Source organism: Streptococcus sp. ZY19097, from assembly GCF_040731245.1.
Classification (GTDB): domain Bacteria; phylum Bacillota; class Bacilli; order Lactobacillales; family Streptococcaceae; genus Streptococcus; species Streptococcus orisratti.
Map to the genome: position 1 here is coordinate 2,349,249 of NZ_CP160400.1, position 13,451 is coordinate 2,362,699.

Annotated in this window: 21 protein-coding genes; all 21 read right to left on the reverse strand. The window is 35.1% G+C overall.

Annotated features, from left to right (window positions below; genetic code table 11):
* Positions 1 to 47: 47 nt before the first annotated feature.
* The 21 genes from ABZ559_RS11685 to ABZ559_RS11785 all read right to left on the reverse strand — a co-directional run bounded on the left by ABZ559_RS11685 (position 48) and on the right by ABZ559_RS11785 (position 13,405).
* Positions 48 to 701 carry a type II CAAX endopeptidase family protein gene (locus ABZ559_RS11685; RefSeq protein WP_367006520.1) on the reverse strand — a complete coding sequence of 218 codons (654 nt, stop codon included), beginning with the start codon at positions 699 to 701 and terminating at the stop codon, positions 48 to 50.
* A gap of 15 nt (positions 702 to 716) precedes the next feature.
* Positions 717 to 1,172, reverse strand: a complete 456-nt coding sequence (locus ABZ559_RS11690) for a CAAX protease (RefSeq protein ID WP_277290533.1) — start codon at positions 1,170 to 1,172, stop codon at positions 717 to 719.
* On the reverse strand, positions 1,169 to 1,363 hold the full coding sequence (locus ABZ559_RS11695; protein WP_273414269.1) for a hypothetical protein: 195 nt from the start codon (positions 1,361 to 1,363) through the stop codon (positions 1,169 to 1,171). The genes ABZ559_RS11690 and ABZ559_RS11695 overlap by 4 nt, the downstream gene beginning before the upstream one ends.
* Positions 1,364 to 1,374: 11 nt before the next feature.
* Complete coding sequence (locus ABZ559_RS11700) at positions 1,375 to 1,572, reverse strand: helix-turn-helix transcriptional regulator (RefSeq protein ID WP_018376810.1); 198 nt, start codon at positions 1,570 to 1,572, stop codon at positions 1,375 to 1,377.
* Between the two features lie 389 nt (positions 1,573 to 1,961).
* Entirely contained in the window at positions 1,962 to 3,155 is a 1,194-nt protein-coding gene (locus tag ABZ559_RS11705; protein ID WP_367006522.1) for an acetate kinase, read from the reverse strand.
* A 51-nt stretch (positions 3,156 to 3,206) separates the two neighbouring features.
* The gene (locus ABZ559_RS11710) at positions 3,207 to 4,163 is read right to left on the reverse strand and encodes a class I SAM-dependent methyltransferase (protein ID WP_018376808.1); all 957 of its coding nucleotides are present in this window, start codon (positions 4,161 to 4,163) and stop codon (positions 3,207 to 3,209) included.
* 53 nt (positions 4,164 to 4,216) lie between these two features.
* The gene (gene comGG / locus ABZ559_RS11715) at positions 4,217 to 4,573 is read right to left on the reverse strand and encodes a competence type IV pilus minor pilin ComGG (RefSeq protein ID WP_367006523.1); all 357 of its coding nucleotides are present in this window, start codon (positions 4,571 to 4,573) and stop codon (positions 4,217 to 4,219) included.
* Positions 4,551 to 5,012, reverse strand: a complete 462-nt coding sequence (gene comGF / locus ABZ559_RS11720) for a competence type IV pilus minor pilin ComGF (protein WP_367006524.1) — start codon at positions 5,010 to 5,012, stop codon at positions 4,551 to 4,553. Before comGF ends, comGG begins: the two co-directional genes overlap by 23 nt.
* Positions 4,972 to 5,262 carry a competence type IV pilus minor pilin ComGE gene (comGE, locus tag ABZ559_RS11725; RefSeq protein ID WP_367006526.1) on the reverse strand — a complete coding sequence of 97 codons (291 nt, stop codon included), beginning with the start codon at positions 5,260 to 5,262 and terminating at the stop codon, positions 4,972 to 4,974. The genes comGF and comGE overlap by 41 nt, the downstream gene beginning before the upstream one ends.
* Positions 5,219 to 5,668, reverse strand: coding sequence for a competence type IV pilus minor pilin ComGD (comGD, locus tag ABZ559_RS11730; RefSeq protein WP_277290537.1), 450 nt, complete (start codon positions 5,666 to 5,668; stop codon positions 5,219 to 5,221). Before comGD ends, comGE begins: the two co-directional genes overlap by 44 nt.
* Positions 5,622 to 5,954 carry a competence type IV pilus major pilin ComGC gene (comGC, locus tag ABZ559_RS11735; RefSeq protein WP_018376803.1) on the reverse strand — a complete coding sequence of 111 codons (333 nt, stop codon included), beginning with the start codon at positions 5,952 to 5,954 and terminating at the stop codon, positions 5,622 to 5,624. Before comGC ends, comGD begins: the two co-directional genes overlap by 47 nt.
* On the reverse strand, positions 5,955 to 6,998 hold the full coding sequence (gene comGB, locus ABZ559_RS11740; RefSeq protein ID WP_367006528.1) for a competence type IV pilus assembly protein ComGB: 1,044 nt from the start codon (positions 6,996 to 6,998) through the stop codon (positions 5,955 to 5,957).
* Positions 6,922 to 7,863 carry a competence type IV pilus ATPase ComGA gene (gene comGA, locus ABZ559_RS11745; protein WP_018376801.1) on the reverse strand — a complete coding sequence of 314 codons (942 nt, stop codon included), beginning with the start codon at positions 7,861 to 7,863 and terminating at the stop codon, positions 6,922 to 6,924. The genes comGB and comGA overlap by 77 nt, the downstream gene beginning before the upstream one ends.
* 94 nt (positions 7,864 to 7,957) lie before the next feature.
* Positions 7,958 to 8,323 (reverse strand): DUF1033 family protein, encoded by a 366-nt coding sequence (locus ABZ559_RS11750; protein ID WP_273415187.1) that lies wholly within the window; start codon positions 8,321 to 8,323, stop codon positions 7,958 to 7,960.
* A 133-nt stretch (positions 8,324 to 8,456) separates the two neighbouring features.
* Positions 8,457 to 9,308: an ABC transporter ATP-binding protein gene (locus ABZ559_RS11755; RefSeq protein WP_367006530.1), complete on the reverse strand. Its 852-nt coding sequence runs from the start codon at positions 9,306 to 9,308 to the stop codon at positions 8,457 to 8,459.
* A gap of 2 nt (positions 9,309 to 9,310) precedes the next feature.
* Positions 9,311 to 9,991: a hypothetical protein gene (locus tag ABZ559_RS11760; RefSeq protein ID WP_367006532.1), complete on the reverse strand. Its 681-nt coding sequence runs from the start codon at positions 9,989 to 9,991 to the stop codon at positions 9,311 to 9,313.
* A 14-nt stretch (positions 9,992 to 10,005) separates the two neighbouring features.
* A complete protein-coding gene (locus ABZ559_RS11765; protein ID WP_367006534.1) occupies positions 10,006 to 10,512 on the reverse strand; it encodes a hypothetical protein in 507 nt (168 codons plus the stop codon).
* Positions 10,502 to 11,143 carry a hypothetical protein gene (locus ABZ559_RS11770; protein WP_367006536.1) on the reverse strand — a complete coding sequence of 214 codons (642 nt, stop codon included), beginning with the start codon at positions 11,141 to 11,143 and terminating at the stop codon, positions 10,502 to 10,504. Before ABZ559_RS11770 ends, ABZ559_RS11765 begins: the two co-directional genes overlap by 11 nt.
* Positions 11,136 to 11,783 (reverse strand): ATP-binding cassette domain-containing protein, encoded by a 648-nt coding sequence (locus tag ABZ559_RS11775; RefSeq protein ID WP_367006538.1) that lies wholly within the window; start codon positions 11,781 to 11,783, stop codon positions 11,136 to 11,138. The genes ABZ559_RS11770 and ABZ559_RS11775 overlap by 8 nt, the downstream gene beginning before the upstream one ends.
* An 88-nt stretch (positions 11,784 to 11,871) precedes the next feature.
* Positions 11,872 to 12,003 carry an aureocin A53 family class IId bacteriocin gene (locus ABZ559_RS11780; protein ID WP_321058657.1) on the reverse strand — a complete coding sequence of 44 codons (132 nt, stop codon included), beginning with the start codon at positions 12,001 to 12,003 and terminating at the stop codon, positions 11,872 to 11,874.
* A gap of 541 nt (positions 12,004 to 12,544) precedes the next feature.
* The gene (locus ABZ559_RS11785; protein ID WP_367006540.1) at positions 12,545 to 13,405 is read right to left on the reverse strand and encodes an Rgg/GadR/MutR family transcriptional regulator; all 861 of its coding nucleotides are present in this window, start codon (positions 13,403 to 13,405) and stop codon (positions 12,545 to 12,547) included.
* Positions 13,406 to 13,451 lie beyond the last annotated feature (46 nt).

Here is a 13,451-nt window from a genome sequence, read left to right on the forward strand (position 1 = left end):
TTCATCAAGGCAAGTTGACAACGGATAATTTTGATTTTCGAAGAGTATTAATTCATTAACATCATCAGCAAGTACATTAAGGCAATTGCAAAACCGTTATTGAGAAAATGAATCATCATGGTATATTCAAGCTTCTCTGTTTTACGGTAAACCCAGCCTAGAACAAGCCCCATTCCACCATATATAATCCAAGCACCGATACTTGTTGGAAGATGGGCAAGGCCAAAGAGAAAACTACTAATCAGTAGACCAGGGATGGATTGTCTGTCAAACACACGACCCATGATAAAACCGCGAAAGACTGTCTCTTCCACGATTGGTGCCACAATCACTGTTAGTAAAACCATAACGAGTGGATGCATGCCCGCATTTTCAATAGCCGCCTGATTACTCGTGCTTTCTAGACCTTCTAAGACAAGCGTGATTCCTCCAAGAATCTTAACCAGATAGAGTACAAGAAAACCTAACAGAATATACAACCAAGCTCTGCCATTTGCCAAAGCTTTGAACCCTTCAAGGAGATTTGCTCGTTTAGCAATATAAAGAGTTAATCCGCTAATGATAAGAAGCACCGCAGACAGCAAAAGAACTTGCCAAAGCTGACTGACACCAATAAAAAATATTGGCAATTGCTCCACAAGAAAAATCAAAAAAGCACATCCAAAATACAAACAGCGTTTTAAAATAGAATTATTTTTCATAAAAATATCCCTTTCTTATAACAGTTTTGAAAATATCACTTGTAAGATGACAAAGCCCAACACTAAAACATAAAGCAATGCCACTAGCAAAATCGGATAAGACAACGTAATCCCTGTAAATGCAAATAGGGCAATCAAGGCAAATAGAAAGAAAAACAGAAAAACGAGTGTGGCTACCGCTGTCACCATTAAAATCCTACTATTGCGCTCATCATATGCTTCAATATACATTTTATGCAAACGTTTTGGATACCTAACAATCAACATAAAATAGATTCCCAAGACCAGTAAGCTGATTGTCATACCGGTCATCAGTCCTAGACCAAAGCTACTAAATTTAGCAAAATAAGTGATAACTAATCCAAACAGCCCCAAAACGATGCTGGTAATACCAATATTCTTGAGATAATTTTTATAGGCTTCTTCTGAACGTCTCTTGCCAAAAGTCTGAATCATTTTTAATAACATCATTCTTTCTCCTTTCGTTGCTGCTTAATCATCCGAGTGAAAAAGACCAAGCCCAGACCATTTAACAAGATGCTAGCTCCAATCAACAAACCAGATATAAAAGCAAATTCACGAATAACCAATCCAGACACTAAACAACTCTGACCTGAACAAACCAAAGCAACACATTGAGCAAACCCATTTTTTTCTGACATAATATCTCACCTCACTCTTCTTCAAACAGAAAAACCTCTTCAATTGTTTTTCCAAAATACTTAGCTATCTTATAAGCTAATTCCAACGATGCATTATAACGACCTTTTTCAAGGGAAATAATAGTCTGTCGCGTCACATTCAACTCATCTGCCAATTCCGCCTGACTAACCTTGTTAACCTTACGCAATTCCTGAATTTTTGTTTTCATTACACTCCTTTCATTTTTTGGAAAAATTACACTTGACAGTATTTGCTATACCACTTATCAAAAATATGCTTATTACAGGATAGAAGGGTATAAGCTATCGTAATAATCAGAACAAGCAGTCATACCCTGAAAACAAAGCCAACCGTAACATTTAAAGTAAAGTTTTCTTTACATTTTTAGTATAGTATGCTTTACATTTTTAGTATAGTATGCTTTACATTTTTTGTCAAGCTAATTTTACATTTTTTATAAAATTTTCTTCACTTTTAATATTAGGCTTACTCGATAACAAAAAAGTAGGATAGTTACCAAGCAAGTCTATAGAAAAACAAAAAAGCTGACCGAATACGCAGCCAGCTTTTCTGGTCTTATCAAATTTTTTTGATAACTTATTTAGTTTTAAGGCGTTCTACATCACGCGCAATGACAAGTTCTTCATCGGTTGGAATAACAAAAACTTTCACCTTAGACCCTGAAGTGGTGATAGCACCTTCAACTCCAAAAACATTCTTTTCTGGATCAACATCAATCCCAAACCAAGTCAAGTCAGCAAGGACCGCTTGACGGAATGGTACAGAATTTTCACCGATACCTGCTGTAAAGACAATGGCATCAACTCCATTCAAAACAGCAATATATTGTCCAATATACTTTTTCACACGATCAACATACATGTCAAACGCTAATGTGCATTTGGCATCACCCGCATCTCTGCCTTCAATGATGTCACGCATATCACTTGATTTTTCAGAAATTCCAAATAATCCAGACTCACGATTGAAGATATTACGAATCTTTTCAGCATCAGCCAACTCTGGTTCGCGATCAATCAAGAATGGAATGATAGCTGGATCAAGATCTCCAGAACGCGTTCCCATCATAATACCACCCAGCGGTGTCAAGCCCATTGAGGTATCAATAGATTTACCACCTTTAACTGCTGTAATAGAAGCTCCGTTACCAATGTGGCAAGTGATAATTTTTGTATCTTCAACAGGCTTATCTAGCAATTTAGCTGCTTCTTGAGCAACGTACTGGTGGCTTGTTCCGTGTGCACCATACTTGCGAACTTGATAGTCGTCATAATAACGGTTGGCAATCGGGTAACGATAGGCTACTGCGGGCATTGTTGTATGAAAGGCGGTATCAAAAACAGCAACATTTGTTACGTTTGGTAAGACTTCTTGGAAGGCACGCATAGCAGCAACATGGGCTGGATTATGCAAGGGTGCCAGAGCACTAAGTTCTTCAATTTCTTGGATTTCTTTTTCACCAATCACTGTTGATTCTTTGAAGATTTCACCACCAGCCACTACACGGTGCCCAACGCCAGTAATCTCATCATAATTTGCAATAATATTTAGGCGTAAAAGATCTTCTAAAAGAATCTTAACAGCGACAGTATGGTTTGGAATGTCTGTTGTTTCAGACTCTGATTGACCATTAAACTTAACTGTGGAAATACCATCTGTAAGACCAATACGTTCAATCAAACCTTTGGCAATAACTTCCTCCTCTGGCATTTTATAAAGTTGCCATTTTAAGCTGGAACTTCCTGCGTTAATAGAAATAGTTTTTGACATAATTCACCTCTAAAGCGTTTTCAGAATGTAACCCTATTTTACCATAAATTGTCATAAATTCATATTATCTCTTTTCCAATTTTGAAAATTTTCAATAAAGGTTGTTAACACATTTCGATTTTGCAAGTCAGAGAGGGGATAAACAAAGGTTTCAGGTGTCACATTTGATTGCTTTTGCAAAATAAATATTGACTTAGCATTCGCACTATTGCCAAAAATCGTCTCAGGAAGTGTTATCACTGCAATAACATCAGCATAACCTTTGAGCCAAGACTTAAGTAAATCACTTTGCTGGCTAGTCAGTAATGATACTGGTGCTAAGAATATGGCAACGCCATTTTTTTTGAGGTATTTGAGTGATTGTTCCATCAGTAGATGGTGGGCGTAGGTATGCCCTTCAGCACTCGCCACCTGATAGCGCTTAGCAATGTCATCATTGGGATAAAAACCTATCGGCAAATCACTAATAATAACATCACTTTCCTTTAAAATATGCGGACGAACAGCATCTTCTTGTAAGAATTGAGCATTTGACCCCATGATTTCCGCAATACTGGCAGATAAGTCAATCAAGAGGTCATCAACTTCAATCCCCAAATAATCTAATTCCTTGGAACTGTTATTGAGCAGGGTTTGCGCCAAATTCCCCGTACCACTACCTATTTCAAGTACATCAAGCTTATCTGACTTGGTTAAATTTTCCACAAGGTACAAGATGATAAAACCAATCGCATCAGGTGTAAATTGGTGATTAGCTTGCAGTTTTTCCGTTTGCGAAGCCTTGATAAAAATAAATTGAAAAGCGCGTCGCCATTCTTCTTTGGACAAATGGAGCTGGCGCAACCTGTCATTATTAGCTGTAACTTGCTCACTGGCTCCTTTTGCTCCCAGATAAAAAGAATTTTGTTCAATTAGAGCATCGTAAATATGCGTTTTTAAATCATTTTCAATTAACTGGATATTCTCTAAAATCAGCTCGTAAGCTGCTTCAATATTTTCAAAATTCATGATTTCCTCCGCTTCCTATCATATCAAAAAACACATTAAATGAAAAGAAAGCCCTACTTCTCTGTAGAACTTTCCCTCTTCTCTTCAGGTAACTTGGCTGGTGCTTTTTGCTGGAAACGATAACTGTATTTATCTCCCTGTTCCAGATGAATACTCACCTGCAATTGCTCCTTTTCTTGCTTATATCTAGCAAGTCCCTCCTTAAAAACTAGCTCGCCCGAATCATCTTTTGCTAATTCTTTTGTTACTTCAGCCATAAGGTAAGCTCGACTAGCAGATAACTGACTCTGCTGTTGACGCTCCATCGCTACTACACGATTCAAGTAAAACTGTAAAAGTAACACAAAGATGGCAGACATGAACAGAGCATAGAGCAAAATCCCAGCCTTAGACTGCCTCTTCAAAAGCATAAATTAGACTCCTCTCTAGGCCATTTTTAAACGTCAGATTAATTTGAATCATGTTTTCTTTTTGGGAGATTGCAGAGCTTTTCAGCCCATACAGCATGGGTTGATAACCACGGCCATCAGCGTTTGTTTTTCTAAAATCATCTGCCTTAGACTGCCCAAAAGCCAAGGTTTGCCCCGATTTTGTTACATACAGTTTATTGTTTTCAACCTTATCCAAATGGCTAGTCTCTAACTCAGATCGCAGTTGCTGAGAAAAAAGCAACCAATTGCCATTATCATTATCAGATAAATAATGAACATTAGCTGAAACTGACTTGGTCAGACCTTGGTAGACCAGCATGGAACCTGATAGGACAAAAAGGGCCACTAGACACTCAAGTAAACTAAAGGCGGCTAGCTTAATTTTTTGACACCTGCAAAACAATTCTGCCATTTTCATTAATCGAAATTCCTTCCTTGTTTCTCTCAACATGAACATTAACACCATTTAATGTCAAATCTTCCTGATCAGTCTGTACAGCCATAGCAGCAACATTGAGAACTTCTTGTTGATGAAGACTTTCTGCCACCCGCTGACGATTTTTATCAACCTCTCCTAAAACTAGACTAACAATCAAGGCTAGAATGCCCAGAGATAAAAGACTTTCAAGGAGAATGTAGGCTTTTACTGATTTTTTTATAATTACCACTCCCTAGATACAATTGATAAACCACCTCTTTTTCAGATGTTTTAAATGTTACTTTACTCAAAGAGGAATTACCCCCTGCTTGATCAAATTTAACAGTCTGTTGTCCTGAGAAATCCACAGTCTTAGGCAAATGAAGTTCTCCTATACCATTAGAAACTTTTTCAGAAGACAAGTCTAAACTCATACTTTTCTGTTTGGTAATACTTAATTTTTGGGTATCGCGGTAGAAATTTTCAAACGAGAGGAAAAACAAGGTTTCCTCTACCTTCTGAAAAGTTCTCGATACCGTTCCTGAAAGACAAAGCAGTAAAAAGCAGGTCACGCCTAAGGTTAAAAGACTTTCCAACAAGGTGAAGGCCTTAGTTTGATACTTGACGACTTGGAGCATCTTTTGGAGGATTGGCATAATAATCATTGTAAGCCTTTTGTTGTTTAGCAGTGATACTACCATCTGACACTAGCTTGCTCAACGTTGCAGTAGAATCATTATTGAGCTCATAAAGCTCCGCTTGACTTTCTACCACTTTAACTACTGCTGCATTGCCTTTTTCGTTGATAGCATCTTTTTGCTTGGTCAAATTAGGTACAAAAAGCAACATGAGAACGCTGATGATAAGAAGGACGACCAACATTTCTACCAGAGTGAAAGCGGGTGCAGCCTTTTTCTGTAATTTTCTCCATAATAATTTCATTTAAAATGTTCCTCCCATATTTTGGTACATCGGCAAAAGCATTGCCGCATAAATCATAACAATCACTAAAGCAACAAATACAAAAACCAATGGCTGTATCAGTTGTGTTGCCTGAGTTAGTTTATTAAAAAAGCTTTCCCAGCATTCCTCAGCATAAACATCAAGTTCACTACCCAATTTTGACTTCACTTCACCATACTCGATGATAAGTCCCAGTTCTTTGTTGAAAAAAGAATAATCTAAAACCTTCTGATGAAACTCTCTGCCAGATAGTAGCCCAATTTCCATGTCTTCGCCAATTTCTTGAAATAGCCGAGCTTTTTGAGTCTGCATTAGCTGAACAATTTGTGCCAGCTCAATACCTTGCCCGATAAGGTTCCCCCACTCACGCGCATAATAAGCTGTCAGGTAAAGACGGACATACACCCCAAAAACTGGCAAACAACTCATATAGCTCATTAAACGGATACGCGATAATCTCCTACTGTAAAGGTAAATAGCAAGGATCGTAACTACTAATAAAGCAAAACTCCCTAGAAAAATCAGCGGAAAATGATTGATTATCTTGGTTGCAAAATTTCCACCTTGCAACTGCGGCAGCAGATAATTTTTTAATCCCAGCATAATCAAAATCAGAAATGTCAACAGAATTAGGGGATAAGTTGCCACTTCAATCACTTTTTTTCTAACCTTAAAAACCTCAATCAAATAGCTTTCTATTTTTTGCAAACTTTTTCTGGTGTTACCATGAACATCGGCCAAGGCCAGCTGGGTGACTACAGTGTCTGAGAAGCCCAATTTTGCTAACATTTCAGCCATTCCAAGCCCACTCAATAAACTTTCCTGCATACAGTCTGTGTACTCGTCGGCCAAGAGCTGACTACGTCTCAGAAAATCAACCATTTCTGTCAAATTAAAACCACTTTCCATCAAGTTGTTGAAAAGCTGAAGTAGTTTACGTTGCTTCTTAAGCGGTAATTTTTTCGATTTTTGCCTGCGCAGCACTGATATGTCCGTCATGAGCAAGGCTTTCAATTTGCCCATTCCACTTGTCTGCGATATGGTTTTGGAAGTCTTTACATGCAAAGTCAATCACACCTCCTCCCCCAATCAAACGCTGGTAGGCAATTAAGCGCAAGCTATTGTCCAGCTCTTCCCGGCTGACACCAAGCTCTAGCAGACGGGCATAAACTCCTTGAATACTCTTAGCGTGAATGGTTGAGAAAACCATAGCTCCCGTCAGACTGGCTCGAATGACCGCCCGTGCTGTTTCGCTATCTCGGATTTCCCCGATGATAAGAATATCAGGACGGTGTCGCAGAGATAGCTTTATCAGATTGTCATAAGTCATACCAATGCTATCGTTTAATTGTAGTTGCAACATATTATCCTGCTTAATCTCAACTGGATCTTCAATGGTAATAATTTGCTTGTCTGGAAATTTCTCCGCAATCAGCTGGTACATGAGAGTGGTTTTACCACTCCCAACTGGACCCGAAAAAAGGTAAAGTCCTCGACCACCAATCGCTTCCATAATATTGTGCATGCCATTAAACCAATATTTCAAATCATGACGACCCGAGTAGAGCAAGCGAATGACCAAACTCTCACGCCCACGATAATCTCCCACACTGGAAAGTCTGAGCGAAATCTCCTCTTCATCTGAAAATGGGTAATCACAGGATCCCAGTTGACTACGTCGTTTCTCTCCGACATTCATCCCAGATACAAACTTAAAATGACTAATCAAACTCATCATTTGCTCTGTGTCATAATCGTTGATAAAGCGGCGTTCATCTCCAATCCTCATATAAAGCTCATAATTCTCAGATAGAGGTATCATATAAATATCCTGGGCATTGAGTGCCACAGCCTCACTGATAATCTTTTTTGCCATGTCTTGAACCATAATAACCTCCTCACCATAACTATTCGCAGGTAAAGAAAAAAACTCTGCAAAAATACAAAGTTTTTATTTCTTATCGAAATCTGTTTAAGTCGTTCTAATGTTTTACGGCACAGTTTGAGGGGCGGGTAGGGTGGTCGTTGGAACTCTCAAAAGTCGGCAATTCATAAGTCACTGCAAGTTCCTCACCATCTTTTAACAAGAGTAGAGAATAGTATTGCTGTAAATAGTCATCGCACTCCTCACACCACCGTTGCTCCTTTTTATCCCAAAAGGCAGCCAGAAGATTTTTACGACTTTGATAGCTCGGCAAACAATTTTTCAAAAATTGCCACTCCGCTTCATAAACCAACAAAGCATCCTCAAAACACTCGAAACTTAGTTCCGCAATGATATCATCTTGCCAATTTTCAAGAAACCACCAAGGTTCCCAGTCCCCATACATTTTTATCACTTGATACATATCTTCTTTCCTCGTGCCATTATTATATACAAAATTTTGTATTTTTAAAAAAAATATGCTTATTAATAATGATTATCATTAAAAGTATTTTTCAAAAATGAAAAAAACCAATAATTATTGGGAGATTCTACTGTTAATCAAGAGGCTCGTATACCTTTTCTATTAATTTTTCTCTTTTACGGTAATATTCAATGACTGGATACTGTAAAATAATTTCTTTTAAAACTCTTATAGCAACCTCTTCATTGGGAAAGGCTAGTTCAACTCTATTTTTAGACTCGTCGATTTCTCGAAAATAGCTTTTCAAATGAACAAACTTGTTTATCTCGTTAACAATTGGACTGACAAGGTAATAAACTACTTCCAAACCATTATCCACGAAAGAATTAACTGTCCCTTCTTTAATAATTTTTCCATCATCAAGAAGATAAATATAATCCGATACACGCTCCAATTCATCAATATTGTGCGAGGTTAATAAAACGGCAGCATTACGCTCCTTTAGTCTTTTTACAATATCAAGCATAACTAATGCCGATGGAACATCTACACCTGAAGTTGGTTCATCAAAAATATAAGCATCATAATCACCAATCGCACACTGGACAAAGGATAATTTTTTCTTCATTCCAAAAGAGTAACCACTGATTTTAGTTTTTATTTTTGGGGTTAAACCTAATTTATCTGCCATAGCTAAGGCTTCTGAAAGTTTGGTCTTCTTCATCTTAGACATAAAAGATAAAAATTCTAATCCTGTCCAAGAACTATATATGTTATCTGCATCTGGCATCACAGATAAACTGTTCTTACTAATCCTCCCTGAGTCCAAATGATAGTACCCTACTATGAGATTAATCAAAGTTGATTTCCCTGCACCATTTCTCCCGATAAGAGAAGTAATTTCCCCATTATTCAGCTTTAGATTAACATTTTTTATCACAATATTATTCTTAAAAGATTTCCTTACTTCTTCACACTCAATCATCTTTAAATCTCCTTTTTATTAAAAATTTTGATTCCAATCCAAATACATAAAATAGACAGTAAATAAAGTACTGTAATTTCCCAAGTTTTTGAAAGGTAATAGTAAGGAAAAATCCAGCGAATTATCTTAAAAATAAACCACTTTTTTAATAAAGAAAGACTATAAAGTAATGGAAAAAGGATACTTATCAATAGGCTAATAAGATTAGAAAGTCTTTGAGAGGAAACTATAGTAGATACTAGTATAACAAGACTCTGAATATAAAGATAGAACCCCAAAATTGCCAAAAATGAGTATATTGGAAAAGATAAAGTCCGATGCGTAAGAAAAAGCATCACCAACGAAATAACGGTTAAAATTAAAAAGTAACAAACAGTTGCCAAGTATTTCTCTAAATAAATACGTTCTCTAGACAGGTATGGAGTCAAATATCTCATCGTTTGACTCTCTACTTCTTCGGCAATCAAACCCGAAAAGAGCACTGACGAGAATAAATAACCTAATAAGGCGTAAATAGCTAAAAGTACATCCACTAGCACCGAGGGGCCATCCTCACTGAAAAGTGTATCTAATGTTGTTCCATATTTTCCAACTAAATAGGCACTTAAAATATAAAACGCAATAACCACTAGCGATTTCTTTGAAAAAAGTTCATTTCTTAAAGTTGAAGAGAATAAAGTCATCTATAAAAACTCCCTTATGATAATGTTGCTAATATGGAATATAATTTTGTTAATGCAAGTAATATCACTGTAGAAAATGTAATACTTATCAGCATATTGTTAGCTGTTATAATTTTAGCTGATATCTTTTTTTCTATATTTAGGGATACTATTCTATTAGATGTATAAAATGCTATTATCGTTACAATGAAGCTTACTAAATAATCAATTTGTTTAGATGAAATACAAGCAATTAAAACTACTGGTATAAAAACCAAAGAGAGTTTTATAGATTGCTTTAAAGCGTAGTGTCTCAGTAAATATAGCTGACGTCCATTATAGAAAAAATAGATTTTGCCTTTTTGAGCTGACAGATATTCAAAGTAGGATAAGTATAAAAAACTGAACAATGTTGTAACTAGAGTTACCTTAAAATCAATTGACCTTTCAGAAAGATATCCCAATATAGCCAAAAAATAAATAAAAATCAAGTCATACCGTATCCGATTTCTTTTGATAAACAAGAAAAATCTATCTTTCATTTTTCTTCACTTCCTTTAGCACCAAGATATTCATCAAGAGTAATACTCCAAAAATAATGAATAATAATGATTGGTTAACACTCCATAAAATATCTTGCGTAGAAAATGGGAGAAGCTTTTTTGCCCACAACATTAGCAAAGCACAAGCTAAAAATTTGATTCCTGTTTTCAAAATTCCAGAAAATGTCGAATAATACCTTTTGCAGGTAGAAGTCACTAATGTTAAGAACAATAAAATAATCATTGCCAGTAAAAAATAGGTAATATTTTTAGATGTTAGTATCATCGGAAATAATACATACAGGCTAAAAACAAGAGCAAATATCATTTTTTTATATTTATTATAAGTTTTTACAGATTTCAAACTGATTGTAGGAAAAAATGCTTTCGTTTGAGAAATTTTTTCATACAATTTCTCATTGGGCAAACTGGTATCAGTTAAATCCAAAATAATTAAGATAACAATTAGTATTGGGAATATTTTTTCATAGTGACCAATAGCTAAAAAACACATTTTAAAACCAATTAACAACGCTAAAATTACTAAAATGAGACTCAGTAGATTAAATAGCCCATAAATTTGAAATTTTTTTCTGACTAGTTTAATCTCTAATAATAGATTTCTATTCAAATAGCTCACGCTCCAATACTTTAATGTCTCCCGTGTTTTTAAATACTTTTTTTACTCGACCGTCTTCTAAATAAATAAAATCATCGCACAAATCACTCAAAGTATCCAAAATATGTGATGAAATCACTATAGTTGATGTTCTTTTTAGCTTGACTAGTAATTGTTTTAATTGGTAGATGTATTTAATGTCAATACTATTGAAGGGTTCATCTAAAATAATAAGCTTATAATCTCGTGTAAAAACATTGATGAGAGATAGTTTCTTTCTCATCCCTTGTGAAAGTTCCCCAATGAGAACTTCTTCCTTGCCAACCAATGACAATGCTTCAATCAATTCTTGATTGGATTTATGACTGTTAGAATACTCTCTAATGATATCAACAAACTCTTCAACGGTCATATACTCAAAAGGTTCAAGTTCAGATGGTATAAATAAAATCTCATCTACATTAATTCCTTCAACTTCATAAGCAATATTGGCATCCAAGAACTCTGAAAGCAAATTCATTAGTGTCGTTTTCCCAGATCCATTTTCTCCAATTAGACCAATGATATGATTATCTTCAAAAAGAACATTACGAACATCCAATTCAAATTTAGGAAACTTATGCCTGATTATATTAACTTTCAAAATTAACACCTCTATATATCCAAATAAAAGCAGGGAGGAGACTTATTGAACCTCCCTACCCTTTGAGGTATCTAAAAATACCTCTTTAAAATAGTTTCTAACCCCAAATAGAGCGAATAACGTCCCATACCGTATCACCAAGGCTAAGAAGCCATCCTTTATTAGCCCAAGCCCATTTTACAGCTTTTGTTCCATATTTAGCAACGTATTGAATAATTTTTGCCCACATATTTAAATTCCTTCTTTCTTTATCTTTATCTTCATAATAATAACCATAATTAGCTAGCATATCTATAGTCATCACCTGAAGATTTATATAAATAGTTTTCTGAACTATTTACACAAGTAATATACCACCTAAATTATACTTTTTTAAATATTCGCAAATTTGAATTTTTTTTGTTATTTTTTTTCATATTAGCGAATATTAAAAAAATTTCCAATCTGATTATATAATAAAACAAAACTAATGAAGGAGAAGTATAATCAGATGTTCTTAAAATTTGTGGGCTTCATTTTTATCATACCTGGACTTTAATTATATCTATAACATTGGGGCTAGAAAAAACTTAGTCATTTCACAAAGTTCAATTAAACAATATATCTAAATCTAAAATAGTCTATCCCCATACAAGTTAAGTGAGGCGATTAGTATCGATTATTTACACTTCATATCCCTCTCAACCACTACGATATGCAATAAAATTACATAAAGAAATTAGCTGACAGTCCCCCTTACCTTACCTTACCTAACATATCATTGTAAAAAACTACTTTGATAACATTTGTTCTAGACTAATCTCCAGCAAACTAGCGGTAGTAGGACTTCCCACCTCTTCGACCATCTTTATATAATTTCGTATATCCTCAATGGTAATCGAACCGTCGTCAAAATATGTTAGCATTTTTCTCATAAAATTAAGAACTACCTCTGCAAACATATCTTGATAAGTAATTAATGTATCCAGCTTTTCTATAAAGTAGGAAGCATAATAAAATTGTTTACGCTCTATAAGAGTTAAAATAAGATTAATAATAATGATTTCTACACTCTTTTTATGATGTGGAATAGATGAATAAAACTTGTCTCGTTCTACAAAAGCCTTTCCTAAGAAAATAAGGTCTTCATCAGATAAAATATTAAGTGTATTGCCATAAAGATACACCTCATACTCTGTCCATTCTTCAATACTGAATAAGTAATTCGTTAGAAATTCCCGTTCCTCAGATGATATAGGCATATTTTTATCTAAAGAAAAGATGCTACTTTTTATTACAATCTGTTGTAAACGTTCATAAATCTCACAGCAATTGGAGCGGGATTCTGAAAGTAATAATTTTAAACCAGTTACATCCTTTTTACTATGTAATACTTGAATTTTATTAGCTATCTGATGAAAATCATCCTCTTTGTATTGGTTTAAAGCATGACCAAATTCGGATAGACTCATATGAATACCTGAAATAGCAATTAATAACTTATCTGCAGCCAACATACTTTGACCGTTTTCAAATTTAGACAATTGTGATACCGATAGGTTTTCTCTTGCAACATCTTTCAACTTTAATCCTCGTGCAATTCTAAGGTCACGAAATAATTCGCCTAATGTTAATAAATCCCTATCCCCCATAATTAATCCTTTCTAGCTCTAATTTAAATTTTTATATTATTATAGC

Bases quoted from the DNA above. Each gene is read 5' to 3' on its own strand.
- ABZ559_RS11685 (WP_367006520.1), bottom strand. From the start codon at position 701: ATGAAAAATAATTCTATTTTAAAACGCTGTTTGTATTTTGGATGTGCT.
- ABZ559_RS11690 (WP_277290533.1), bottom strand. From the start codon at position 1,172: ATGATGTTATTAAAAATGATTCAGACTTTTGGCAAGAGACGTTCAGAA.
- ABZ559_RS11695 (WP_273414269.1), bottom strand. From the start codon at position 1,363: ATGTCAGAAAAAAATGGGTTTGCTCAATGTGTTGCTTTGGTTTGTTCA.
- ABZ559_RS11700 (WP_018376810.1), bottom strand. From the start codon at position 1,572: ATGAAAACAAAAATTCAGGAATTGCGTAAGGTTAACAAGGTTAGTCAG.
- ABZ559_RS11705 (WP_367006522.1), bottom strand. From the start codon at position 3,155: ATGTCAAAAACTATTTCTATTAACGCAGGAAGTTCCAGCTTAAAATGG.
- ABZ559_RS11710 (WP_018376808.1), bottom strand. From the start codon at position 4,163: ATGAATTTTGAAAATATTGAAGCAGCTTACGAGCTGATTTTAGAGAAT.
- comGG (WP_367006523.1), bottom strand. From the start codon at position 4,573: ATGCTTTTGAAGAGGCAGTCTAAGGCTGGGATTTTGCTCTATGCTCTG.
- comGF (WP_367006524.1), bottom strand. From the start codon at position 5,012: ATGAAAATGGCAGAATTGTTTTGCAGGTGTCAAAAAATTAAGCTAGCC.
- comGD (WP_277290537.1), bottom strand. From the start codon at position 5,668: ATGCCAATCCTCCAAAAGATGCTCCAAGTCGTCAAGTATCAAACTAAG.
- comGC (WP_018376803.1), bottom strand. From the start codon at position 5,954: ATGAAATTATTATGGAGAAAATTACAGAAAAAGGCTGCACCCGCTTTC.
- comGB (WP_367006528.1), bottom strand. From the start codon at position 6,998: ATGGGCAAATTGAAAGCCTTGCTCATGACGGACATATCAGTGCTGCGC.
- comGA (WP_018376801.1), bottom strand. From the start codon at position 7,863: ATGGTTCAAGACATGGCAAAAAAGATTATCAGTGAGGCTGTGGCACTC.
- ABZ559_RS11750 (WP_273415187.1), bottom strand. From the start codon at position 8,323: ATGTATCAAGTGATAAAAATGTATGGGGACTGGGAACCTTGGTGGTTT.
- ABZ559_RS11755 (WP_367006530.1), bottom strand. From the start codon at position 9,308: ATGATTGAGTGTGAAGAAGTAAGGAAATCTTTTAAGAATAATATTGTG.
- ABZ559_RS11760 (WP_367006532.1), bottom strand. From the start codon at position 9,991: ATGACTTTATTCTCTTCAACTTTAAGAAATGAACTTTTTTCAAAGAAA.
- ABZ559_RS11765 (WP_367006534.1), bottom strand. From the start codon at position 10,512: ATGAAAGATAGATTTTTCTTGTTTATCAAAAGAAATCGGATACGGTAT.
- ABZ559_RS11780 (WP_321058657.1), bottom strand. From the start codon at position 12,003: ATGTGGGCAAAAATTATTCAATACGTTGCTAAATATGGAACAAAAGCT.
- ABZ559_RS11785 (WP_367006540.1), bottom strand. From the start codon at position 13,405: ATGGGGGATAGGGATTTATTAACATTAGGCGAATTATTTCGTGACCTT.